Annotated in this window: 18 protein-coding genes and 1 pseudogene; 14 read left to right on the forward strand and 5 right to left on the reverse strand. The window is 73.6% G+C overall.

What is annotated here, in order from left to right; translation table 11 throughout:
• The first annotated feature begins 29 nt into the window (after nucleotides 1-29).
• Nucleotides 30-1343 (forward strand): cytochrome P450, encoded by a 1314-nt coding sequence (locus FHX73_RS41685; RefSeq protein ID WP_246214206.1) that lies wholly within the window; start codon nucleotides 30-32, stop codon nucleotides 1341-1343.
• A gap of 18 nt (nucleotides 1344-1361) precedes the next feature.
• Here FHX73_RS41685 and FHX73_RS41690 read toward each other — a convergent pair whose 3' ends face one another.
• Nucleotides 1362-5582 (reverse strand): bifunctional nitrate reductase/sulfite reductase flavoprotein subunit alpha, encoded by a 4221-nt coding sequence (locus tag FHX73_RS41690; protein WP_145911286.1) that lies wholly within the window; start codon nucleotides 5580-5582, stop codon nucleotides 1362-1364.
• Between the two features lie 293 nt (nucleotides 5583-5875).
• Here FHX73_RS41690 and FHX73_RS46955 point away from each other — a divergent pair.
• The 3 genes and pseudogenes from FHX73_RS46955 to FHX73_RS41700 all read left to right on the forward strand — a co-directional run.
• Nucleotides 5876-6202: pseudogene (locus FHX73_RS46955) on the forward strand (gamma-glutamylcyclotransferase family protein); the annotation flags it as partial.
• Nucleotides 6203-6241: 39 nt separating this feature from the next.
• Nucleotides 6242-6904 carry a M24 family metallopeptidase gene (locus tag FHX73_RS41695; protein WP_281292788.1) on the forward strand — a complete coding sequence of 221 codons (663 nt, stop codon included), beginning with the start codon at nucleotides 6242-6244 and terminating at the stop codon, nucleotides 6902-6904.
• A gap of 227 nt (nucleotides 6905-7131) precedes the next feature.
• A complete protein-coding gene (locus FHX73_RS41700; RefSeq protein ID WP_246214225.1) occupies nucleotides 7132-7449 on the forward strand; it encodes a DUF190 domain-containing protein in 318 nt (105 codons plus the stop codon).
• 38 nt (nucleotides 7450-7487) lie between these two features.
• Here FHX73_RS41700 and FHX73_RS41705 read toward each other — a convergent pair whose 3' ends face one another.
• On the reverse strand, nucleotides 7488-8207 hold the full coding sequence (locus tag FHX73_RS41705; RefSeq protein WP_145911289.1) for a dienelactone hydrolase family protein: 720 nt from the start codon (nucleotides 8205-8207) through the stop codon (nucleotides 7488-7490).
• A gap of 183 nt (nucleotides 8208-8390) precedes the next feature.
• Between FHX73_RS41705 and FHX73_RS41710 the strand changes: the two genes are divergently transcribed.
• The 4 genes from FHX73_RS41710 to FHX73_RS41725 all read left to right on the forward strand — a co-directional run bounded on the left by FHX73_RS41710 (nucleotide 8391) and on the right by FHX73_RS41725 (nucleotide 12366).
• Nucleotides 8391-8978 (forward strand): SMI1/KNR4 family protein, encoded by a 588-nt coding sequence (locus tag FHX73_RS41710; protein ID WP_145911290.1) that lies wholly within the window; start codon nucleotides 8391-8393, stop codon nucleotides 8976-8978.
• 258 nt (nucleotides 8979-9236) lie between these two features.
• Nucleotides 9237-10463 carry an MFS transporter gene (locus FHX73_RS41715; protein WP_145911291.1) on the forward strand — a complete coding sequence of 409 codons (1227 nt, stop codon included), beginning with the start codon at nucleotides 9237-9239 and terminating at the stop codon, nucleotides 10461-10463.
• 93 nt (nucleotides 10464-10556) lie between these two features.
• On the forward strand, nucleotides 10557-11117 hold the full coding sequence (locus FHX73_RS41720; protein WP_145911292.1) for a TetR/AcrR family transcriptional regulator: 561 nt from the start codon (nucleotides 10557-10559) through the stop codon (nucleotides 11115-11117).
• A 10-nt stretch (nucleotides 11118-11127) separates the two neighbouring features.
• Nucleotides 11128-12366, forward strand: coding sequence for a GDSL-type esterase/lipase family protein (locus FHX73_RS41725; RefSeq protein ID WP_145911293.1), 1239 nt, complete (start codon nucleotides 11128-11130; stop codon nucleotides 12364-12366).
• Here the strand turns inward: FHX73_RS41725 and FHX73_RS41730 are convergent.
• Nucleotides 12363-12989, reverse strand: coding sequence for an alpha-ketoglutarate-dependent dioxygenase AlkB (locus tag FHX73_RS41730; RefSeq protein ID WP_145911294.1), 627 nt, complete (start codon nucleotides 12987-12989; stop codon nucleotides 12363-12365). The two genes, FHX73_RS41725 and FHX73_RS41730, sit on opposite strands and share 4 nt — an antisense overlap.
• Before the next feature lie 283 nt (nucleotides 12990-13272).
• Between FHX73_RS41730 and FHX73_RS47760 the strand changes: the two genes are divergently transcribed.
• Nucleotides 13273-14952 carry a carbohydrate binding domain-containing protein gene (locus tag FHX73_RS47760; protein ID WP_246214207.1) on the forward strand — a complete coding sequence of 560 codons (1680 nt, stop codon included), beginning with the start codon at nucleotides 13273-13275 and terminating at the stop codon, nucleotides 14950-14952.
• 267 nt (nucleotides 14953-15219) lie between these two features.
• Complete coding sequence (locus FHX73_RS41740) at nucleotides 15220-15981, forward strand: hypothetical protein (RefSeq protein ID WP_145911296.1); 762 nt, start codon at nucleotides 15220-15222, stop codon at nucleotides 15979-15981.
• Between the two features lie 40 nt (nucleotides 15982-16021).
• On the opposite strand, the gene FHX73_RS41745 is transcribed toward FHX73_RS41740, so the two are convergent.
• Entirely contained in the window at nucleotides 16022-17488 is a 1467-nt protein-coding gene (locus tag FHX73_RS41745; protein ID WP_145911297.1) for a trypsin-like serine protease, read from the reverse strand.
• Nucleotides 17489-17577: 89 nt separating this feature from the next.
• A complete protein-coding gene (locus tag FHX73_RS41750; protein WP_246214208.1) occupies nucleotides 17578-18117 on the reverse strand; it encodes a hypothetical protein in 540 nt (179 codons plus the stop codon).
• 263 nt (nucleotides 18118-18380) lie between these two features.
• Between FHX73_RS41750 and FHX73_RS41755 the strand changes: the two genes are divergently transcribed.
• The 4 genes from FHX73_RS41755 to FHX73_RS41770 all read left to right on the forward strand — a co-directional run bounded on the left by FHX73_RS41755 (nucleotide 18381) and on the right by FHX73_RS41770 (nucleotide 23252).
• Complete coding sequence (locus tag FHX73_RS41755) at nucleotides 18381-21941, forward strand: ALF repeat-containing protein (protein ID WP_145911298.1); 3561 nt, start codon at nucleotides 18381-18383, stop codon at nucleotides 21939-21941.
• Between the two features lie 14 nt (nucleotides 21942-21955).
• Nucleotides 21956-22288, forward strand: a complete 333-nt coding sequence (locus FHX73_RS41760; RefSeq protein WP_145911299.1) for a hypothetical protein — start codon at nucleotides 21956-21958, stop codon at nucleotides 22286-22288.
• Nucleotides 22289-22466: 178 nt separating this feature from the next.
• Nucleotides 22467-22808, forward strand: a complete 342-nt coding sequence (locus FHX73_RS41765) for a DUF5713 family protein (RefSeq protein ID WP_145911300.1) — start codon at nucleotides 22467-22469, stop codon at nucleotides 22806-22808.
• A 168-nt stretch (nucleotides 22809-22976) separates the two neighbouring features.
• A complete protein-coding gene (locus FHX73_RS41770) occupies nucleotides 22977-23252 on the forward strand; it encodes a hypothetical protein (RefSeq protein WP_145911301.1) in 276 nt (91 codons plus the stop codon).
• Nucleotides 23253-23291: the final 39 nt, after the last annotated feature.

Consider the following 23291-nt stretch of genomic DNA (forward strand, 5'->3'; position numbering starts at 1 on the left):
CGCGCGGCGCTGGCGTACCGTCGATCGGCGTGGCTCTTGATCAGGCGCGGGTGAACCGGATCTTCCGTCCCGAGACGTACGCCGACGGCGTGCCGTACGACCTCTTCCGCGAACTGCGGGCAGCGGCGCCGGTGGTGCGGGTCGAGGAACCGCCGGTGGGGGAGTGGCCGGCCGGGCCGGGGTACTGGGCGGTGCTGCGGCACGCCCACGTGAAGCACGTGCTGCGCACCCCGCAGGTGTTCTCCTCCCACGCGGGCGCGACCCAGATCCGCGACCCCGACACCGCCGGCGACCTGGAGTTCGCGCGGACCATGATGCTCAACCAGGACCCGCCCGAGCACGCGCGGTTGCGGCGGATCATGGCGGCGGCGTTCACGCCCCGGGCGCTGGCCGAGCTGGCCACCGCGATCGACTCGTGCGCCCGGGACCTGGTCGACTCGGTGCGCGGCTCGGGCGAGGCCGACTTCGTGCGGCTGGCCGCCGACCTGCCGGTGCGCACGCTCGCCTGGATCCTCGGCGTGCCCGAACAGGACCGGCAGCTGCTGGTGGACTGGTCGAACCGGGTGATCGGCTACCAGGACGCCGACTACGCCGACTCCGACACGGTCGACCCCGCCGGCCTCACCGACCTCGGCCGGACCGCCCTCGCCGCCCGGCCGACCCGCGCCGCCCCCGACGGCCGCCCCGTCAACCCCCGCTCCCGCGCCGCCCTGGCCGACATGTTCGGCTACGCCCACGGCCTCGCCGCCCGCCCCCGCCCCGGCAGCCTGCTCGCCCGGATGCGCGAAGGCGGCCTGAGCACCGAGGAGTTCGAGACGGCGTTCTTCCTCTTCGCGGTCGCCGGCAACGAGACCGTGCGCAACGCGCTGCCCGGAGGCCTGTACACGCTGCTCGGCCACCCGGACCAGTACCGTCTCCTGCTCCGCAACCCCGATCTCCTCGACCCGGCGGTCGAGGAGATGCTCCGGTTCTGGCCGCCCGTGCTGGACTTCCGGCGGACCGCCACTCAGGACGTCGAGCTGGGCGGCCAGTTGATCCGGGCGGGCGAGAAGGTGGTCGTCTACCACGCCTCGGCCAACCGGGACGAGACGGTCTTCCCGGAGCCGGACCGCTTCGACATCGGGCGCACGCCGAACGACCACGTCAGCTTCGGCTACGGTCCGCACTTCTGCCTCGGAGCGCAGCTGGCCCGCCTGCAGATGAGGCTGATGCTCCGTCAGACACTGTTCAGGCTGCCCGAGTTGGAGTCAGCTGATGGGAAGCCACCCGCCCGACTGGTGTCGAACTTCCAGAACGGGCTCAAGGAGCTGCCGATCCGCTGGCGGACGGGCGCGGGAACCTGACGGCGCCGCGCGGCCCGTTCAGTAGACGTCACGGACGTAGCGCTTGTCGGCCGCCAACTGCCTGACGTACGCGGCCGCGTCCTCCTCGCCGAGGCCGCCGTGGGTGGCGACGATCTCGCGCAGCGCCTGGTCGACGTCCTTGGCCATGCGGCCGGCGTCGCCGCAGACGTAGAAGTGGGCGCCGTCCTGGAGCCAGCGCCACAGGCGGGGGCCGTGCTCGCGCATCCGGTCCTGGACGTAGACCTTGTTGCGCTGGTCGCGGGAGAAGGCGAGGTCGAGACGGTCCAGGTGGCCGCGGGCGTGGTGGGCCTGGAGCTCCTCGCGGTAGTAGAAGTCGGTGGCTTCGCGCTGCTCGCCGAAGAACAGCCAGTTGGGGCCGGTGTGCCCCCGGGCCTCGCGGTCTTCGAGGAACCCGATGAACGGTGCGACACCGGTGCCCGGCCCGACCATGATCATGGGGGCGGCGGGGTCGGCGGGCGGCCTGAAGTGGGGCGAGCGCTGGACGAAGACCTGCACCGGGCCGTCGTCGGCGCGGTCCGCGAGGTAGGTCGAGCAGACGCCCCCGCGGTCGCGGCCCGGGTCATCGAAGCGGACGACGGACACCGTGAGCCGGACCTCGCTCGGGTGGGCGAGCGGGCTGGAGGAGATGGAGTAGAGGCGCGGCTGGAGACGTTTGAGCACCCCGACCCACTCGGCGGCGCTCGCCCGGACCGGGAAGGCGCCGACCACGTCGGCGGCCTGGCGACCCCAACTCCACTTCGCCAGCTCGTCCTTGTTGTCGGGGCGCAGGAGCCGGCGCAGGTCGCGGTCGGCGGTGCGTTCGGCGACGAACCTGAGCAGGTCCGGGGTGATGCGGGCGATGTCCAGGCGGGTGCGCAGGGCCTCGCCGAGGGGGAGCACGCCGTCACCGGCCAGCGCGACGCCGTCGCGGGCGTCGAGGCCGGTGACGGCGAGCCACTCGGCGACGAGCCCGGAGCCGTTGGTCGGCCACACGCCGAGGGCGTCGCCGGCCTCGTAGGCGAGCTCACCGCCCCGGGTGTCGAAGGCGAACTGCCGTACCTCCTTCTGGGATCCGGGCAGGCTGAGCACGCGGTTGCCGATCAGCAGGGTGGCGAACGGGGACGCCTTCGACGGGCCCGCAGGTGCGGACTGCGGCGCGCGGGCCGGCAGAGCCGCGGGAGCGGGTGCGGCCGGCGCATGGGCGGGCTGTCTCGCCGCAGGGGCGGCGAGGGCCGCGGTGACCTGGTCCAGCCATCGGCCGGCGGGCTCGTCGAAGTCGGGTTCGCAGTCGGTGCGCGGGTGCAGGCGGGTGGCGCCGAGTTGGGCGAGGCGCTCGTCGAGGCGGCGGCCGTGGCCGCAGAAGTCGTCGTAGCTGGAGTCGCCGAACGCCAGCACCGAGTAGCGCACTCCGTCCAGCCGGGGCGCGGTGTCGGCGGTCAGCCAGTGCCAGAAGTCGGCTCCGTTGTCGGGGGCTTCGCCGTCGCCGAAGGTGCTGGTGACGACCAGCAGGTCGGTGTCGGCGGTGAGCTGCCCCGGGGCGGCGTCGGCCATGGCGACCAGGGTGGCGGCGCGGCCGGTCCCGGTGAGACGGGCGGCCGCGTCGGCGGCGAAGTCCTCGGCGTTGCCGGTCTGCGAGGCCCACAGGACGAGCAACCGCCGGGCGGGCGCGGCCGCGTCACCGCCGGCGTCGTCGTCGGCGGACGGGCCCGGGGGCGGCAGCGCGACCGGCGTCGCGGGGACGGCGGTCCGGGAGAACATCCCGGCCAGCACGCCGTCGACCCACAGCGACGTCGCCGGGGCGAACGGCGCACCGGCGGGCAGCACCGGCACACCGGCCGGCGGCGCCGCGGTCACACCGGTGAGGTACCCGGCCAGGTAGCGGCGCTCCGTCTCGGTGAGGTCGGGCGGGGTGAGGTCGGGCAGGCCGAGCAGCGCGGCCAGCGCACCCACGGCACCGGCCTGCTGGGGAACGGGCAGGAGCCGGGGAGCAGCGGTGTGAGAATCGGCCGGCACGGCGGCGCCTTCCTGCGGTGTCGGGGGCGGGGTCGGGGCCGCCACCACGCGCAGCGCGACGGCGCAGACCTTGAACTCCGGTTGGAAGGAGATCGGGTCGATGGCGTCGTTGGTGACGGCGTTGACGGAGAGGTACTCGCCGAAGAGGTCGTTCCAGTGGAAGGGCGCGAAGCAGTCGCCGGGCCGCACGCGGTCGGTGACCCGCGCGGGCAGGATGGCCCGGCCCCGGCGGGAGGCCACCTCGATGCGGTCGCCGTCCACGGCGCCCAGCCCGGCGGCGTCCTGCGGGTGGACCTCGACGAAAGGTCCGGGGTTGAGCTTGTTCAGCTTGGCGACCTTGCCGGTCTTGGTGAGGGTGTGCCACTGGTGCTGGAGGCGGCCGGTGTTGAGGACGAACGGGAAGTCGTCGTCGGGGAGCTCGGCGGCCGGCAGGTGCGGGCGGGCGAAGAACTGCGCCCGCCCGTTCGCGGTGGGGAAGACCAGCCGGGGCCGGGTGCCGTCCGCGCGCTCGACCAGGGTCTGGCTGATCCCGTCGTTGAGGTAGCGGATCGGGTTGCGGGAGCCCGCGCCGGGGGCGGCGGGCCACTGCACCGGGCCCTCGCGCAGCCGCTGGTAGTCCGCGCCGCGCAGGTCCCACCCGGTCGTGGGGTTCCAGGCCCGGCGCAGCTCGTCGAAGACCTCCTCGGCACAGGTGTAGCCGAACGCGTCGGCGAAGCCCATCGCGCAGGCCACGCGGGCGATCAACTGCCAGTCGGGGGTGGCCTGGCCGGGCGGGGTGAGCACACCGGGGACCAGGGTGAGGTTGCGCTCCGAGTTGATCATGACGCCGTCGGACTCGGCCCACAGCGTGCCGGGCAGCACCACGTCCGCGTAGGCGTTGGTCTCGGTCTCGGCGAAGACGTCCTGGGTGATGACGAGCTCCGCGGCCTCCAGACCCTGGATCACGGTCTTCCGGTTGGCGACGGAGGCGACCGGGTTGGTGCAGATGATCCAGCACGCCTTGATGTCGCCGGCGGCCATCCGCTCGAACATCTCGACGGTGCCGCGGCCGACCCCGGTGCGCAGCGCGCCCTGCTCGATCCCCCACAGCTCCTCGACGAACGCCCGGTCGGCGTCCACCAGCACCGAGCGCTGCCCGGGCAGGCCGGGTCCCATGTAGCCCATCTCCCGGCCGCCCATCGCGTTGGGCTGGCCGGTCAGGGAGAGCGGGCCGGAGCCGGGGCGGCAGATCGCCCCCGTGGCCAGGTGCAGGTTGACCAGCGCGTTGGTGTTCCAGGTGCCGTGGGTGGACTGGTTGAGGCCCATCGTCCAGCAGCTCATCCACTCCCCGGCCTCGCCGATCCACCGTGCCGCCAGCCGGATGTCCGCCTCCGGCAGGCCGGTGGTCTCGGCGACCAGCGCCGGCGGGTAGTCCGCCAGGAACTCGACCAGCTCCGGCCAGCCGTCGGTGAACTCCGCGACGAACGCGGTGTCCACGTGGCCGTTCTCGACGAGCAGGTGCAGCAGGCCGTTCAGCAGCGCCAGATCGGTGCCGGGCTTGATCGGCAGGAACAGGTCGGCCTTGTCCGCGGTGGCGTTGCGGCGCGGGTCGACGACGATCAGCTTCGCCCCGGCGGACTTGACGCGGTCCATCATCCGCAGGAACAGGATCGGGTGGCAGTCGGCCATGTTCGCGCCGATCACGAAGAAGGCGTCCGCCCGTTCGAAGTCCTCGTACGAGCCGGGCGGGCCGTCCGCGCCCAGCGACAGCTTGTAGCCGGAACCGGCGGAGGCCATGCACAGCCGGGAGTTGGACTCGATCTGGTTGGTGCGCACGAAGCCCTTGGCGAGCTTGTTGGCCAGGTACTGCGCCTCGATCGACAGCTGCCCGGAGACGTAGAAGGACAGTGCGTCGGGGCCGTGCTCGTCCAGCACCGCGCGCAGTCGCCCGGCGACCGCCGCCACCGCCGCGTCGACGTCGACCGGCGTCGCGGGTTCGCCGCGGGCGGTGCGCACCAGCGCGGTCTCCAGGCGGCCGGGGGCCGCCAGTAGGTCGGCGTGGGTGGCGCCCTTGGTGCACAGCCGCCCGCCGTTCGCGGGGTGGGCCTTGTCGCCGGACACCTTGGTGACGGTTCGTCGGCCGTCGGCGCCGCGTTCGAGGTCCAGGACGATCCCGCAGCCGACACCGCAGTACGAGCAGACCGTCCGCGCGCTGTCGGTACCGGTCCCCGGTCCTGGCACAGCCATCGAGAGCCCTCCCCGGGGATCGCGGTCCTCGCCCGGGCGCTCGCCTGCACGGCGCCCCGGGCGGTGGGGAGTTCCCACGGCCCTCACCGTAGGAGGAACGGATTACCCGGACGTCACACCGCAGGTGCACAGGACGTTAACCCGGCCTCACGCCCGCTCCGCCCGGGTGTGAGCCACCGGCCGGCACTCGCCGACACCGGTTCGGACGTGTGCGGAATCACGAGTCGACCCTTGCAAATGCCACGGTAGGCTAAGGGATCAGCTAGCAAGTGCCACGTCTCCTGGGGGTTCAGGTGTCCGACCAACTGCTGTTCTCGTACGGGACGCTGCAACTCCCGCAGGTCCAGCGGGCCCGGTTCGGGCGCGAGCTCGTCGGCAGCGCGGACGCGCTGCCCGGCTTCCGGCTGGACACGGTGACGATCACCGATCCCGCCGTGATCGCCGACAGCGGCAGCGACCGGCACCCGATGGCGGTGCGGTCCGAGGATCCCGGCGACGCGATCGAGGGCACCGTCCTCACCCTCAGCCCCGCGGAGCTGGACGCCGCCGACCACTACGAGGTCGAGGACTACCTGCGCATCAAGGCCGAGCTGCGCTCGGGTGCCAAGGCCTGGGTCTACGTCGACAGCGCGACGGCGGAGGACCACCGCGCCCGCCGGCTGCTCGACGCCCAGCAGAAGGCCACCGACCTCTTCGACGAGGTGGCCAGGCGCGGGATCATCGCCGCGGGCGAGAGCGAGCAGGCGATCGGCGACCGGATCCGCGACCTGGCCAACGACATGTTCGGCACGACCAAGCACTGGCACAAGCGCATCGTCCGATCCGGACCGCACACCCTCTTCCCCTACAAGGAGAACCCGCCGGACCGGGTCCTGGAGCACGACGACATCGCCTTCGTCGACTTCGGCCCGATCTTCGAGGAGTTCGAAGCCGACCTCGGCCGCACCTACGTGCTGGGCGAGGACCCCGGCAAGCTGCGCCTCGCCGCGGACCTGCCCGTCGTGTTCGAGGCCGGCCGCCGCTACTTCGCCGAGCAACCCGACATCACCGGCGCCCAGCTCCACGCCGAGATCGCGCGGCTCGCCCGGGAGGCGGGCTGGACGCTCGGCGGCACCGGCCACGCCGGGCACCTCGTCGGCGAGTTCCCGCACGAGAAGATCGACGCCGCCGAGATCGAGTCCTACATCGCGCCCGGCAACACCACGCCCATGCGCCGCACCGACCGGGCCGGGCGGGTCTGCCACTGGATCCTGGAGGTCCACCTGGTCGACTCCGCGCGGGGGTTCGGCGGCTTCCACGAACAGCTCCTCGACCTCGGCTGAGCCGCGGCCGCCGCTGCGTGTCCTACCGCCCGGCGCGGGGCGGGCGCTGTACAGTCGCGCCCACCCCGCGCCCCGCCCCGGCGCCCGGCCCCGCAGCCGGGCGCCGTCGCCGGGCCGAGCGCCGCGACCCGAGGACGTGCCCGATGAGCCCGCTGATCCACCGTCACCACGACGAGCCGGAGCCGGCCCGCGAACCGCGCGCCCCGCTGAGCGGGCCCGCGCTGCGGATGACCGTCTACCTCGGCGAGACCGCCCGCTACCGGCACCACCCGGCCTACACCGAGATCGTCCAGCGCGCCCACCGGGCCGGGCTGGCCGGGGCGAGCGTCTTCCGCGGCGTCGAGGGCTTCGGCAGCGCCTCGCTGATCCACACCGCCCGGCTGCTCGACCTCGCCGAGGACCTCCCCGTCGCCGTGGTGATCGTCGACGAGGAGCGCCGGCTGCGCGACTTCCTGCCGCAGGCGGAGGAGGTCGTCACCCAGGGCCTGATCACCCTCGACCCGGTCGAGGTGGTCGCCCACCTGACCGGGCCCACCGACGTCTGACGCAGACGGGGCTGACCCACCGTCGAACTGTCGGACCGTCAGACCGGCACGCACTCGGCGAGCAGCGCGAGGACGTCGCGCCAGGCGCGCTGCGCGTGCTCGGGGTGGTAGGCGACCCCGGGCACCAGCTTCTGACCCCCCGACGGCTGGTGGAAGGCGTGCTTGGCCCCGCCGTAGACCACCAGCCGCCAGTCCACCCCCGCGCCCTGCATCTCGGCGGCGAAGGCGTCGCGCTGCTCGGCGGACATGATCGGATCCTCCGATCCCACCCCGGCCCAGACGGGACAGCGGATGTTCGCCGCCTCGCCCGGCCGGCCCGGGAACAGCGCATTGACCGTGCCGATCACCCGCAGGTCGACCCCGGCCCGCCCGAGCTCCATCGCGATCAAGCCCCCGGTGCCGTAGCCGATCGCGGCGATCCGCCCGGGATCGGTGCGCGGCTCGGCGCACAGCACGTCGAGCGCGGCCCGGCCGATGCCGCGCATCCGGTCGGGGTCGGCGAGCAGCGGCATCACCCGGTCCAGCATCTCCTGCGGGTCGCGGATCCAGCGCCCGCCGTGCAGGTCGAAGGCGAACGCGACGTAGCCCGCCTCGGCGAGCGCCTCGGCCCGCCGGCGCACTACGTCGTCCAGCCCCGGCCCCTCGGGGCCGAGCAGGACCGCGGGCCGGCGGCCGGCCCCCGAGGGCAGCGCCAGGTGCCCGACCATCGTCAGGCCGTCGGCCGGATACGCGACCGTGCGTGTGGTGACCGTCTTCATGGCCCGACCGTAGCGCGCACCGGCCCCTGGCGGGGCGGCCCTTCACCGTCGGCGGAAACGCGTGCCGGGAGAGCGTCCGTCTTCGCCCTGGGCGAAACCGTGCCCGCCCTGCCGAGCGCCTGACGGCCGGTCAAGCCGCAGGCCCGGCTGATACCCTGCGGCGCGACACGAGAAGAGCCCCGCATGGACTCCCGCATCCCGCGCCTGCGACGCAAGCTGGCCCGCATCCCCCACACGCCCGGCCGGAGCCACTCCTTCGGCGAGGAGCGGCACGGCTTCCGGCTCGGACCGCGCCTGCCCGAGGCGCGGGCGGCCGCCTTCGAGGCCGAGCACGACGTCGAAGTCCCCGGGCCCTACCGGGACTTCCTCACGCTGCTGGGCGGCAGCGGTGCGGCTCCCTATTACGGACTGATCCCGCTGCAGGGCTGCACGCTCTTCACCATGGACCCCGCGACCGCCGGAGTCGGCCCGAGGGGGTTCCACCGGGCCCACCGGCCGACCCGCCGGGGCGACCTGTTCCTGCACGTCGTCGAGCGCGGCTGCAGCGACCTCGTCCTGCTCGGCGTGACCGGCCCGCTCGCCGGGCGCGTGCTCATCGGCAACGCCGACGGGTTCTGGGGCCCGACCGTCTCCTCGGCCCGCGACTTCCTCGCCTGGTACGAACGCTGGCTCGACCACCTGGCCGCCGGCCGGGACGACCGCGACCTCGGGCTCACCTCGCCCGGGCTGCGGGCACAGCCGATCCGGCCCGCGCGGGCGGTTGCGCACTGAGCGGGCGCCAGGTCCGCTGGAGGAAGGTCCAGTTCTCGCCCGGCGGGCGCGGCCCGGGGTTGGTGGACGGCACCGGTGCCCGGGCGTGCGGCGGTGCGGTCTAGTGGGGGACACAGTCGATCACGGCCGTCGCTCCCATGTCCCCACCGCACCAAGCCTCTTGGCCCCCTGTCAGCGGCCGCCCGGGTTGCGGATACTTGCTGGCGGGGTCGGCCGGCCGGTCGCCGAGCCCGTGCCGACGCCGTCGAGAGGTGCCCGTTGTCCGCCCGTAGCGCATTGCACGGAGTCGTCCGGCTCGCCGGGCCCCGGCTGCCCGTGGTCTCCTTCCTCGCCCGCCTGCCGGCCGCGCTCTGCCCCACCGGCACGCTGCTCATGGTCACCGCCTTCGGCGGGGTGGCCCGCGGCGGCATCGTCGCGGGCGTGCTCTGGGCGGGGCAGGCGGTGGGCGGGCCGGTGCTCGGCCGGTCGGCGGACCGGCTGGGGCACCGGCCGGTGATCCTCGCCGCCTCGGTGGCCAACGCCCTGATGACCACCGCCCTGGTGCTCGCCACCCTGGCCCGCTGGCCCCTGGCGGTGCAGGCCGGCTGCGCGCTGCTGGCCGGCCTGACGGTGCCGCAGATCGGCCCGCTGTCCCGGACGCGCTGGATCGACCTGGCGAGCCGTCACCGCGACGGCCGCGAACTCGTCGGCAGCGCGCTGTCCTTCGACGCCGTGGTGGACGAGGCGAGCTTCGTGGTCGGCCCAGCGCTGGTGGGGATCCTCGCCTGGGCGGTGCACCCGGCGGCGGGGCTGGTCTGCGCCGCGGTGCTGATGGCGGTGTTCGGCACGGTGTTCGCCCTGCACCCGAGCGCCCCCGGGGCGGCGCCGCGCGCCGTGCGGACGGGCCGGCTGCTCTCCCGGCCGCTGCTGGTGCTGCTGGCGGTGGCGGCGTTGCAGGGCATGGTGTTCGGGGCGACCAACACCGGCGTGCAGGACCTGGCCCGGGGTGACGCCGGCGTCGGCGGCCTGGTCTGGTCGGCGATGGGCGCCACCAGTGCGGCGGCCGGGGTCCTGCTGGCCGCGTTCAGCGAGCGCTTCGACCTGACGGTGCGGCTGCGGGTGGCGCTGGCGGCGCAGGCGCTGCTGGCGCTCACCCTGCTGCTGGTCGAGGGGGCGGTCGGCGCGACGCTGGCGGTGGCCGCGATCGGCCTCGCCGTCGCCCCGGCGCTGATCGCGCTGTTCGGCCTGGTGGAGCGGATCGCGCCGGTTGACCGGATGGGGGAGGCGATGACGTTCCTGGGCAGCGGGATGATCGCGGGTCAGGGCCTGGCGGTGGTCGCCGCGGGGCGGCTGGCGGGTGGTCACGGCTACTCGGCGGCCTTCTCGATGACCTGCGCGGCGGGCGGCCTGGCCGTGCTGCTGGCCCTGATGCTGGTGCGCCGCCCGCGCTACCCGGCGGGCCACCAGAGTGCCCCGCAGCCGGTGGTGACCGCCTCGTCGGTCTGAGCGCGCCGCTGGCAGCGCACCTACGGTGCACCCCATTTTGCCTACAGCTATTAGGAAGATGCATAATGGCTGTAGTCGATGGAGGGAGAGACCGTGGCCAGAGCCGGGTTGACCGTGGAGCGCCTGGTCCAGGCGGGCGCGGAGCTGGCCGACGAGGTCGGGTTCGACCAGGTGACCGTCTCCGGGCTCGCCCGGCGGTTCGACGTCAAGGCCGCGAGCCTCTACTCGCACCTGAAGAGCTCGCAGGACCTGAAGACCAGGATCGCGCTGCTGGCGCTGGAGGAACTCGCCGACCAGGTGTCCGCCGCCCTGGCCGGACGCGCCGGCAAGGACGCGCTGGCCGCCTTCGCCGAAGCCTGCCGCGACTACGCCAAGGAGCACCCCGGCCGCTACGCCGCCACCCGCCTGCGCCTGGACGGGGAGACGGCGGCCGCCAGCGCGGGGGTGCGGCTCGCGCAGATGACGCGGGCGATCCTGCGCGGCTACGCGCTGGCGGAGCCCGACCAGACGCACGCGGTCCGGCTGCTCGGCAGCGTGGTGCACGGCTACGTCGACCTGGAACTGGCCGGCGGCTTCGACCACAGCACGCCCGACTCCCGGCAGTCCTGGGCCTGGATCGTGGACTCCCTCGACACCATGCTGCGCGAACGCTGAGGCAACGGACATGACGACCGAACGCACCACCGACCCCGCCGGCGTCGCTGACGCCGACCACGGCTGGACCACCACCCCGATCACCACGCCCATCACCCCCGACCTGGTGCGCGGCCACCTCGACCTGGAGCCGACCGCGCGGGGCCTGCTCCCGCACCGGCTGCCCGCCCGGGCACGCCGTCAGATCCCCGACGACCAACTGGCCGTGGCCGAGGCCCAGCCCTCCGGCGTGCGACTGGCCTTCCGCACCCGCGCCACCCGGATCGACCTGGAGACGCTGCCCACCAAGCGCGTCTACCAGGGCCTCCCGGCCCCCGCCGACGGGGTCTACGACCTGCTGGTCGACGGCCGCCACGCCGGCCGGGCCACGGTGGCCGGCGGCAACCTGCGGGTGATCACCGACATGGTCACCCAGGCCTTCGAACTGCGTGCCGGCCCGGCCGGGACCGCACGCTTCACCGGGCTGCCGGGGCACGCCAAGGAGGTGGAGATCTGGCTCCCGCACACCGAGGCGACCGAGCTGATCGCCCTGCGCACCGACGCCCCTGTCGAACCGTCAGCGCGGCACGGGCGCAAGGTGTGGCTGCACCACGGCAGTTCGATCAGCCACGGCTCGAACGCCGCCCACCCGACCGGCACCTGGCCGGCCCTGGCCGCCGCGCGGGGCGGGGTGGAGCTGGTCAACCTCGGGTTCGGCGGAAGCGCGCTGCTCGACCCGTTCACCGCCCGCGCGATGCGCGACGCCCCGGCGGACCTGATCAGCGTCAAGATCGGCATCAACATCGTCAACGCCGACGCGATGCGGCTGCGCGCCTTCGGTCCCGCCGTGCACGGGTTCCTCGACACCATCCGCGAGGGGCACCCGGAGGTGCCGCTGCTGGTCGTCTCGCCGATCCTGTGCCCGGTCCAGGAGGACACCCCGGGCCCGCTGATGCCCGACTTCGCGGGTGGGGCCCTGAGGTTCAAGGCCACCGGCGATCCGGCCGAGCGTGCCGCCGGGCGCCTGACGCTCAACGTCATCCGGGCCGAGCTCGCCCGGATCGTCGAGCAGCGGGCGGCCGAGGACCCCGGCCTGCACTACCTCGACGGCCGCGAGCTGTACGGCGAGCGCGAGCACGCCGAACTCCCGCTGCCCGACGGCCTGCACCCCGATCCCGCGGCCCACCGCCGGATCGGCGAGAACTTCGCGCGCCTGGCGTTCGGCGCCGGCGGCGCCTTCGCCGCGCCGGCCACGGGGGGCCGTGCCTAGGAGACGCCGTGCGGGCGGAACTGCACGCTGATCCGGGGCCCGACCGGCTTGGCGGTCTTGGGGACGGCGTGGTCGAAGGTGCGCTGGCAGGAGCCGCCCATCACCAGCAGGTCGCCGTGCCCCAGCGGGTAGCCGGCCGTCGTCCGGCCGCCGAGCGGGCGCAGCAGCAACTGGCGCGGCTCGCCGACCGAGACGATCGCGACCATGGTGTCGGTCGTCGCGCCGCGCCCGATCCGGTCGCCGTGCCAGGCCACGCTGTCCCGCCCGTCGCGGTAGTAGCACAGGCCGGCCGAGACGAAGGGCTCGCCGAGCTCGGGCCGGTAGTGCTCGCTCAGCGCGTCGCGCGCCTGGTCGAGCAGCGGGTGCGGGAGCGCCTGTCCGCCGCGGTAGCGGGCGAGCAGGCGGGGGACGGCGACGTCCCGGTCGTACATGGTGCGCTGCTCGGCCCGCCAGGGGACGGACCCGACCAGGGACTCGAACAACTCGTCGGCGCCGGTCAGCCAGCCGGGCAGGTGGTCCACCCAGGCACCGTGCCCCAACTCGACCCGGCGCAGACCGTCCAGTGACCCGAGCCCGGGTTCGGCACCGGCTTCGAAGAGAGACCCCTGCAAGTGGCTGCTCATGGGCCCATCCTATCGAATTCGAACGAATGCTCGAATCTTCGGGATGCATGGAGACCGGGCCACCCTTGCCCGGCGGGCCCGCATCCCTAGCAATGGTCCAGACCTATTGACGGTCATTGGTGCCCCTCCTACGATCCGGTCCGGCACAGCCCCACATGTCCCCACCTCACCCACAGCCGGGCGTCACGCCCCCACGCGCCGGTCACCCGCCGGACGCCCGGCGGGAAGGGATCGCACCATGTTCCGTCCAAGGCCAGGCAGTTCACGCCCCCCGCGAGCGGTCGTGGAACGCGCGCCGAGGCTCCACCGGACCAGCGCCGTCCCCGGCTCGACCACCCTGCGGCGCGCCCTCGCCGGGGCGAGCGCCGCGGCCGTCATCGGCGCCGGCCTCGCGGTCAGCGGGACCGTGACGGCCGGGGCCGCCACCACCAACCTGGTCACCAACCCCGGCTTCGAGAGCGGACTCGCCGGCTGGACCTGCTCCGGCGCCACCGCGACGACCGTCAGCAGCCCGGTGCACTCCGGCGCCGCGGCGCTCCAGGCCACGCCGACCGGCCAGGACACCGCCCAGTGCAGCCAGACCATCAGCGTCCAGCCCAACTCCCAGTACACGCTGAGCGCTTACGTCGAGGGCAGCTACGTCTACCTCGGCGCTACCGGCACCGGCGCGGCCTCGGACCCGTCCACCTGGACGCCGAGCAGCCCGTCGTACAGCCAGCTCAGCGTCGGGTTCACCACCGGGGCGAGCACCACGTCGGTGACCGTCTACCTGCACGGCTGGTACGGGCAGCCCGCGTACTACGCCGACGACGTGTCACTCACCGGCCCCGGCGGCGGCAGCCCCCCGCCGACGACCGCGCCCCCGACCTCGACGCCCCCGACCTCGACGCCCCCGACCTCGGCGCCGCCCACCACCGCGCCGCCCACGACGGCGCCTCCGACCACGGCGCCTCCGACGACCGCGCCGCCCACCACCGCGCCCCCGACCAGCACGCCGCCGACCGGTGCGACCTGCCCCACCAAGCCCAGGCCGTCGGGCAAGGTGCTGCAGGGCTACTGGGAGAACTGGGACGGCGCCCTGAACGGCGTGCACCCCGGCCTCGGGTGGATCCCGATCACGGACAGCCGGATCGCCGCGAACGGCTACAACGTCATCAACGCCGCCTTCCCGGTGATCCTCTCGGACGGCACCGTCGAGTGGCAGGACGGCATGGACACCAACGTCAAGGTCGCGACCCCCGCCGAGATGTGCCAGGCGAAGGCGGCCGGGGCGACGATCCTGATGTCGATCGGCGGCGCCTCCGCCGGCATCGACCTGAGCTCCAGCACCGTCGCCGACCGGTTCGTGGCGACCGTCGTGCCGATCCTGAAGCAGTACAACTTCGACGGGATCGACATCGACATCGAGACCGGCCTGTCCGGCAGCGGTGACATCAACACGCTCTCGGCCTCCCAGGCGAACCTGGAGCGGATCATCGACGGCGTGCTCTCCCAGATGCCGGCCGGCTTCGGCCTGACGATGGCTCCGGAGACCGCCTACGTCACCGGCGGCAGCGTGACCTACGGCTCGATCTGGGGCGCCTACCTGCCGATCGTCAAGAAGTACGCCGACAACGGCCAGCTGTGGTGGCTGAACATGCAGTACTACAACGGCAGCATGTACGGCTGCTCGGGCGACTCCTACCAGGCCGGCACCGTGCAGGGCTTCACCGCCCAGACCACCTGCCTGAACAACGGCCTGACCATCCAGGGCACCACCATCAAGGTGCCCTACGACAAGCAGGTGCCCGGCCTGCCGGCCCAACCGGGCGCGGGTGGCGGCTACATGGCCCCGAGCCTGGTCAGCCAGTCGTGGAACTCCTTCAACGGATCGCTGAAGGGGCTGATGACCTGGTCGATCAACTGGGACGGCTCGCTGGGCTGGACCTTCGGCGACAACGTCAAATCCCTGCAAGGCCGCTGACGCCCCGTCGGGAGTCAGTGCTACGCCGCAGTGGGTGGAGGGCCGCCGGGAATCCCGGCGGCCCTCCGGCGTGTGAGCAGGTCGGACGGCCACCGGCCCGGGACGTTCGGGCAGCGGTGTGACATTCCGGTGACACGGAAGGCGTCATTCCGTCGACGCCGCGCACTACGGTCGATCGTGCACGCCGTTGCGCCGCCCGCCGGCCCCGTTCGGGTCGACCCGGGCAACGGGCGTGCTCCCAACCGTACTTCGCGCAGGAGATCCCGCATGCCCCTCTCGGCGACCCGCCGCACCCCCGCCGTCCGTACGCTGGCCGGCACCGTGCTGACCGCGGCCCTGCTGGTGCCGGCGGCCACGGCGTGCAGCAGCACGTCCGGCTCGCACGGCGCCGCCGCGCCGAGTGCCGCCGTCTCGGTCGCCCCCGCCGGCTCTCCGCTGCCCGCCTCCTCGCTGCCCGCCTCCTCGCTGCCGGCCTCCTCGCTGCCGGCTGACACCGCGTCAGCCGCCGCCCCGGGCAGGCCCACCGGTTCCCCGGCGACGCGCAGCCCCACCGCGGCTCCCGGCACGCCCGCGGCCAACCGCACCGCCCCGCCGTCCGGTACGGGCAAGGGGGCGTCCCCGGCGGGCACCCAGCCGCTGCCGGACGGCAGCACCGCCCAGATCCAGCAGCTCGGCGAACTGCACTACCTCGCCAAGATCGTCCACGACGGGCAGGTCTACGGCACGGTGGAGGCGAACGGCCACGACGCCGGCGTGGACGCCAACGACATGTTCGTCGTGCTCGCGATGGACGGCACGGTGCACGCCTGGATGGGCGGCGCGCAGCAGGGGCCGGGCACCTTCCAGCTCGCGGGGGGCTGGACGGCCGAGGTCACCAAGGTCGGCGACCTCCACTACCGCGCGAAGATCCTCGGCGGCGACGGCTCGGTGGACGGCACGCTGGACGCCGACCAGCACGACGCCGGGCTGGACGCCAACGGCGTCTACCTCGTGCTCGGCGTCGGCGGGGAGATCAGCGCCCACGAGTGACCGTCGAACCATGCGACAGTCGGCACAGCCTGACGGTCGATCAGGCGAACGTGCTGGTGCTCCAGAGCGCGCCGCCGGTCTCGGTGCCGCCGTCCTTCTTGTAGACGACCAGGTTGCCGTCGTCCTGGAGCTTGAGGTAGGCGCCGGGGGACCAGAAGGTGCCGGAGGCCCACAGCGCGCCGGTGCCGCCGCTCGCCCCGGCGCGGTAGACGACGACGTTGCCGTCGGCCTGCATGGCCAGCCAGGCCCCGGGGTTGCCGCTGGTCTTGCTGCTCCACAGCGGCACGCCGTCGCTCTTGCGGTAGAGCACGAGGTTGCCGTCCGGCTGCATCTCCAGGACGGTGGAGCGGGCCGACGTCCACCGGGCGGCCCGGATCGGCGTCTCGCCGACGAGGACGGGGGCGAACTGCTGGGTCCCGGTGGACCAGAGGGCGCCGCCGGTCTCGGTGCCGCCGTCCTTCTTGTAGACCACGATGTTGCCGTCGTCCTGGAGCCTGACGTAGGAGCCGGGCGACCAGAAGGTGCCCGACGCCCACAGCGCGCCGGTGCCGCCGCTCGCCCCGGCGCGGTACACGACGAAGTTGCCGTCCTCCTGCACGGTGGCGTACGCGCCCGGGTTGCCACCGGTGTTGCTGCTCCACAGCACGCCGCCGGAGATGCCGCGGTGGGTGACGACGAGGTTGCCGTCGGCCTGCATCGCGAGCTGGAGGTCCTTGCCGGTCACGGTCCGGCCGGACTCGATCCGCGTGCCCGGCGCCAGCACCGGCCCGCCCTGGGCGACGGTGGAGCCGACCCAGCCCGCCAGGTCGTCCGTCCGGGAGGCGAGGGCGGAGTTGCGGGTCTCGGTCTCGTCGAGGCAGCCGCCCTGCCAGGAGCGGGTGGCGATGCCGGTGAGCTCGACGCCGCCGTTCTTCTCGCGCAGCACGGGCGCGCCGGCGTCGCCCTTGCACACCGCCCCGCCCGCGGTCTTGGGCGTGAGGGTGAGGGCGGTGGCGTCCGCGGCGGTGACGGCCGTGGTGCCGGTGTGGGTCTGCTGCGGCAGCCACTCGTCCTTGGTCCGGCCCCAGCCGACCACCCGCAGGGCGTCCCCGGGCGTCGCCGGCACGGTGGCGACGGCGGCCGGGGCGGTGCCGAAAACGGGGTGGGAGAGCTTGGCCAGCACCAGGTCGCGGTCCTGACGCGGGACCAGCTGCACGACGTCCGCGCCGACGCCGCCGACGGTGGCGGTGGTGTGGTCCTTGGGGGCGCCGGCCGGCAGGGCGGTGGCCCGGGCCGGGTCGTCGGCGAAGCAGCCCGCGGCGGTGAGGATCCAGCTCGGGTCGACGAGCGTGCCGGTGCAGACCCGGTTGCCGGCGCCGATGTCGAGCTTCGCGGTGAACGCGTAGGAGCCGTTGGGCGTCGGGTCGCCGGTGAGGGCGGCGGCGGGGGTGCCGGTCAGGGTGCCGGCGGCGATGGCCGCGCCGGTGAGCGCGGTCAGCCACGCGGTGCGCGGGTGGGGGGTGGCCATGGGCGGGATCCTCTGGAACGTCGTGCGGGGTGGATGCCAACCGGGCCCGGTGGCCCGGCGGTTGGTGTGCTCGTGCGCAGTGGTGCGGGTCAGCCGTTGATCCGCAGTTCGACCAGGACGGAGCGCTTGCCGGTGCTGCCGGCCTCGCCGATCGGCTGGTAGTCGTTCTTGGCCGCGTCGATCACGGTCTCCTTGCCCTCGGCGGTGATCTTCGCCTGGACCGGGTGGTCCTCGGTCCAGATGCCGAACGCGTCGGGCAGTTCCAGCGCGAGGTAGCCCTTCGAGCCGGTGACGGCGAAGCAGAACTGCTTCTGGGCGAGCCGGGACTCGACCATGACGTCGTGTCGGGCCTGGCAGTCGACGAGCTTCAGGTGGCCGTCACCGCGCTTGAGGGTGATCTTCTGGTTCTGCAGGATCTGCGCGGCGCCGGGGTGCAGGTAGTCCTCGACGGCGGACGGCATCGCGTCGTCGCCGGCGGCCTGGGCCGGTGCGGTGGCGGCCGCCTGGGCCGGTGCGGACTGGCCGGTCTGCGGCGCGGCCTGCGCGATGGTCGTGGCGAGGGTGAGGCTCGCGGCGGTGACGGCCAGGGCCGCGAGCACGAGGGTGCGCGGGGCAGGGGGTATCGACATGGCTCATCGCCTTTCCGGGGTGGGGGAGTGGGTGCGGTGCGGGACCGCTGACGCTTCAGAAACATGAAGCGGAAGTAAGCTAACAGTAATGTCTTGGTAATGTACTCCAGTCCCGACGAGCGCAGGCGATGTCCAACCGCGCGGCGACCGGGACCGTGACAGGGCATCAATTCCCGTATCCGCAAGGCATCTCCTGATTCCTGCTGCCCGGATGCCAGCCCGCTGCTGTGACGCTCCTCATACGAACTTGAAAGTGATCATTTGTGAAGATTCCGCTGCGCCCGCCTGCGAAGCCGGGCACCAGGAAGACCGAGCCGCCCGGCCGCGGCCGGCCGACCGCCCTGCGCGGAGCCTGCGCCCTGCTGCTGCCCGCGGCCCTGGCCGCCGGACTGCTGGGAGCCGCACCCGCCGCGGCCGCGACCGACGACGACGCCCCGGTCTCCGACCGCGCGCAGGTGGTCGCCCTGTGGACCTCCGGCGGCGCCGGCGTCCGCGCCGGCGCCGAACAGGCACTGCTCGGCTCGGACGAGGAGGTCAAGGCGTTCCTCGCGAGCGCGAACGGCATCCAGAACGACGACGACCGCGTCGACACCAGCCGCATCTTCAACCTGGGCGGCCCCGGCGTCCGCGAAGCCGCGAAGAAGGCGCTCCAGGGCTCCCCGCAGGACCTGCGCACCTTCCTGCTCCAGGGCTGGAAGTCCGCGGTCCAGGACGACGAGCGGGTCGAGGCCTCCCGGATCATCAACTACGGCGGCACGTCGGTGAAGGAAGCCGGCACGGCCGCCCTCAAGGGCGCCCCGGATGACGTCACCCGGTTCCTGAGGGCCGGCCAGTACGACGCCCGCACCACCGACGACCGGGTGCTGATCTCACAGCTCATCACCGCCGGCGGCCCGGCCGTCAAGGCGGCCGGGAAGCTGGCCCTGCGCGGCACCGCCGACGACCTGGTGGAGTTCCTGGAGGTCGGGCAGTTCACCGCCCGCAACCGGGACCAGGAGCACGCGAGCATCCAGCAGTTGGCCGACCAGGCCGCGCAGGCCGGCGTCCAGGCGCAGGCCGCCACCGACAACGCCAAGGAGGCCTCCGACCGGGCCATCGCGGCCTCCGCCCTCGCCAAGCAGGCCGCCGAGAACGCCGCCCGGGAGACCGAGGCCGCCAAGGGCGACGCCACCCGGGCCGGGATCAAGGCCCAGCAGGCCGCCGACGCCGCCCGCGCCGCCGCCGACGCGGCGCAGCAGGCCATCGGCGCCGCGAACGCGGCCGACCGCTCGGCACGGGTCGCGGCGATCGCGGCGGCCCAGACCGCCAGCGCGGCCGCCGCCGCCGCGGACGCGGCCTCCCGCGCCTACAACGCCGCGGCAGCGGCCGCGCGCGACGGCGGCAACGCCGAGGAGTTGAAGAACGCGGCGGCCGCCGCCCGGATGACGGCGGCCCTGTCGGCGAAGTCGGCGCAGGCCGCGAGCGCCGCCGGCGACGCCTCCCGGGCCGCCGGCGCCGCCGCGGCAGCGGCCGCGAGCGCCGGCGAGAACGCCAACGCCGCCGCCGACGCGGCGGACGCGGCGAACCGCTACGCGACCGCGGCCGGCGTGCACTCCCAGCAGGCCGCCACCGCGGCCGCCGAGACCCGCCAGCACGCGAAGGAGGCCAACCGGGCCGCCGCCGCGGCCAAGTCGCTGGCCGACGCCTCGGCCGACGCCGCCTACGGCGCCCGCGACGCCGCGAACTCCGCGGCCCAGCACGCCAACGCCGCCGCCGACGCGGCGGACGCCGCGCAGCAGTTCTCGGCCGGTTCGGCCGACGCCGCCGCGCAGGCCACCAGGGCGGCGGGCGCGGCCAAACAGGCCGCGGACACCGCCGAGTCCTCGGTGGCCACCGCCAAGAAGGTGTTCGAGCTGGCCCGCCAGAGCGAGGCCGAGGACCTCAACACCCGTACCAACGCCGCGATCGAGCGCGCCCGCTCGGACAAGGCGAAGACCGAGCAGCTGACCTCCGACGCCGCCTCGGCCATGGCCGGCACCCGCGGCCAGGACGGCACGGTCACCGCCCTCGCCGCCGAGGCCGCCAAGCCCGGCGCCGACCCCAAGGCCGTCGCGGGCAAGGGCCGGCAGCTGGCGGTGGCGGCGCTGAAGGACCGCGGCCCGTTCGCCCAGCAGGCCGCGGCCCAGGCGCTCTCCGGCACCGACACCGACGTGCTGGACTACCTGCGCACCGGGTGGAGCCAGGCCGAGCAGCAGGACACCCGCCAACAGGTCCTCGACCTGACCACCCAGAGCCCCTACGAAGCGGTCCGCACCGGCGCCGCGAACGCACTCAAGGGCAGCCCCCAGCAGGTCGCCGACTACTTCGCCACCGGCCAGTACCAGGCGGCCTCCGCCGACCTGCGGGTGAAGGTCTCCCAGGTCAACAACACCGGCGGCCCCGGCGTCAAGGAAGCCTCCAAGGCCGCCCTGGCGACCAACGACCCCAGGACGCTGGCGGCCTTCCTGCTCACCGGCCAGTACGGCGCGCTCAACGACGACGAGCGGGTGCTCGCCTCCGCCCTCACCGGCACCGGCGGACCGGAGGTCCAGGCGGCGGCCAAGGTGGCGCTGGCCGGACCGGCCGACGAGCTGCACGACTTCGTCCAGGTCGGCCAGTACATGGCCGACCGCAAGGACCAGCTCACCGCCACCCACACCGCCCAGATGCAGCACCTGATCGCCGACGCCTCCGGCGTCGCGGCGACGGCCCGGCAGAAGAGCTGGATCGCCGCCAAGTCGGCCGCCGACGCCAACAAGGCGTCAGCGGAGGCCGCCAACGCCGCCGCTGCCGCCGACGACTCCGCCCGCCAGGCCCAGGGCTACGCCCGCGACGCCGGCACCGCGGCCACCAACGCGGAGACCTCCGCCACCCGCGCCGCCAAGTCCGCCACCACCGCCCGCACCGCGGCCGCCCGCGCCAACAGCGACGCCGGCGCGGCGAAGGAGTCCGCCGCCCAGGCCGCCTTCTCCGCCAAGTACGCGCGCAACTCCGCCCGTTCCGCTGACGACGCCGCCGCCGACGCCCGCACCTCGGCCCTCGCGGCCGGCAAGAGCGCCGAAGAGGCCAACACCATGGCCGCCCAGGCCTGGCAGACCGCCCTGGACAAGCGCCAGGCCGAGGAGGCCGAGGCCCGGCGCCTGGCCGAGGAGGCCCGCAAGGCGGAGGAGGCCCGCAAGGCCGAGGCCGAGAAGCAGGGCAAGGAGAAGCAGCCGAAGGTCTGCACCGTCCCGATGAACCGGGAGATCAACGGCCTGCTGCCGTGCATCCTCAGCGCCAACGGCAACGCGGTGATCCAGAACCCCGAGGTGATCAAGCCGCTGGTCCCGATCGCCATGGCGCTGACCGGCGTCGACGACCTGGTCGACTGCACCCAGCACCCCACCCTGGGCAAGTGCGTCTCCTTCGCCATGACCGTCCTGCCGGTCGGCAAGCTCAAGGCCGCGGAGAAGCTTGAGGAAGGCGTCCGCGGAGCCGTGGCGGCAACGCGCCTGGGGAAGATCGACAAACTGCGCGACGTCGTCCTGCTGGAGGGCAAGCCGCTCGGCGTCGAGGACAGCAAGGGCGTGCAGATGGTCACACCGGACGACATCCAGGCCCTGGCGAAGAAGCTGCGCGACAAGCTCGGCGACCCCGACATCACCAGGACCCTCGACAAGGGCAGCCTGCAGGTCTGGACCTTCGACGGCGGAAACGTGAACTACCGGAGTTTCAGCGGCTCCAACGGCGCCGGAGACTGGACCATCGACTTCACCAAGGGCCTGCAGGACGAACTCGGGTTCAAGCGCTACCACGCCAAGCACTAGCTAGGAGCACGGCCATGACCGACCCCACCGCCTTCCAGGAAGAACTGGACTACTTCGTCGACTACACCCGCACATCGCTGGTCTACTTCTCCCTGATCCGGGACTCGGCCGAACAGCTCGCCGGCGACACCGCGCCGGAGGAGACCATCCGCACCGTCACCCTGGACCTCATCGCCGGCATGATCGACCAGGGCGTCGCCGTCGGCGACATCGGCCCCGCCGACGGCGCCGACCTGCTGCCCTGGGCCCTCCCCAAGGCCGAGACACTGCGCCGCATCGCGCAGGAGATGGCCGAGCTGGACGACCCGGACCGCTTCATCGACATCTGCTGGTTCCGGATGGCTTGACGCGGGCCGACACACCGTCAGCGGGCGCCCACCGATCGCGGTGGGCGCCCGCTGACGTGTTCCCGAACGCCCAGCACGGGGGTGAACGTGCTGTTCACAAGCCGTCCTGCCCACCGCGCTGTCAGCGGCGCCGTGCATGATCGGCGCGTCAGTTCTTCGAACGGGAAGGGGCACCCGCATGCCGATCACGAACCAGCAGGTGGCAGCGCACGCGTTCCTGCGGCACATGTACGAGGACTCGTACTTCCCCGATCACCTCGTCGACCGGGGCAGGGAGATTCTGCTGCGGCTGTGCGAGCGGATCGAGGCCGAGCAGCCGGCGGATCTGGCTGCCCTGTACGCGCTCACCCACGCCTCGACGGAGGAGTTCAACCTTCTGGACGCGGAGTTGAACGCGGCCGGGAGCGAGATCGAGACGGTGGCGCGGGAGTGGATCGGCGACGAGTTCTGGTTCGTCGCGTCGGCCTACGGATTCGCGGACGCGGACGGGGAGGAGCTCATCGCCACCCGGGACTGGTGAGCGGGACTGTCAGGACTTCCGCACCCGCTCAACGGGGTTGGGTGAGGGTGGATGTCGCCGGCTGGCAGGATGTCAGTTCGAGGGGGAACGTTCTCGGCCCGGTGGACCTTCCGAGCCGTGCCCGCGTCTGACCTCGCGACCGCCACCACACACCCGGGAGAACAGATCATGGTCGACAGTGACGTTGAGCGCACCGAGGAGCGGGGTCAGGCTGCGGGGCCCTGGTGGGCGGAACTCGGGACGTGGGGGGCCGTCGCACTGATCGTCCTCGGGGGAGTCGCGGCCGTGTGGGTCTCGTTCAGGCTGCCCGGCACCCCGGAGGAACTGGCGTCCGGCTACTACCAGGCCGCCAGGGTCGTCGCCATCGGCGTGGTGACCGTGGGAGTCACGTTGTTGGGCCGCCGCCGTGCCCGGGCCGCAGCCGTCGAGGATGCGAGCGAGTAGGAAGGTGCCTGACACCGACGGTCAGTGAGCGCGGCGGGG

Origin of the sequence: Kitasatospora viridis (genome assembly GCF_007829815.1) — a bacterium.
GTDB classification, from domain to species: Bacteria; Actinomycetota; Actinomycetes; order Streptomycetales; family Streptomycetaceae; genus Kitasatospora; species Kitasatospora viridis.

Bases quoted from the DNA above. Each gene is read 5' to 3' on its own strand.
- FHX73_RS41690 (WP_145911286.1), bottom strand. From the start codon at position 5,582: ATGGCTGTGCCAGGACCGGGGACCGGTACCGACAGCGCGCGGACGGTC.
- FHX73_RS41700 (WP_246214225.1), top strand. From the start codon at position 7,132: ATGACCGTCTACCTCGGCGAGACCGCCCGCTACCGGCACCACCCGGCC.
- FHX73_RS41705 (WP_145911289.1), bottom strand. From the start codon at position 8,207: ATGAAGACGGTCACCACACGCACGGTCGCGTATCCGGCCGACGGCCTG.
- FHX73_RS41710 (WP_145911290.1), top strand. From the start codon at position 8,391: ATGGACTCCCGCATCCCGCGCCTGCGACGCAAGCTGGCCCGCATCCCC.
- FHX73_RS41725 (WP_145911293.1), top strand. From the start codon at position 11,128: ATGACGACCGAACGCACCACCGACCCCGCCGGCGTCGCTGACGCCGAC.
- FHX73_RS41730 (WP_145911294.1), bottom strand. From the start codon at position 12,989: ATGAGCAGCCACTTGCAGGGGTCTCTCTTCGAAGCCGGTGCCGAACCC.
- FHX73_RS41740 (WP_145911296.1), top strand. From the start codon at position 15,220: ATGCCCCTCTCGGCGACCCGCCGCACCCCCGCCGTCCGTACGCTGGCC.
- FHX73_RS41745 (WP_145911297.1), bottom strand. From the start codon at position 17,488: ATGGCCACCCCCCACCCGCGCACCGCGTGGCTGACCGCGCTCACCGGC.
- FHX73_RS41750 (WP_246214208.1), bottom strand. From the start codon at position 18,117: ATGTCGATACCCCCTGCCCCGCGCACCCTCGTGCTCGCGGCCCTGGCC.
- FHX73_RS41760 (WP_145911299.1), top strand. From the start codon at position 21,956: ATGACCGACCCCACCGCCTTCCAGGAAGAACTGGACTACTTCGTCGAC.
- FHX73_RS41765 (WP_145911300.1), top strand. From the start codon at position 22,467: ATGCCGATCACGAACCAGCAGGTGGCAGCGCACGCGTTCCTGCGGCAC.
- FHX73_RS41770 (WP_145911301.1), top strand. From the start codon at position 22,977: ATGGTCGACAGTGACGTTGAGCGCACCGAGGAGCGGGGTCAGGCTGCG.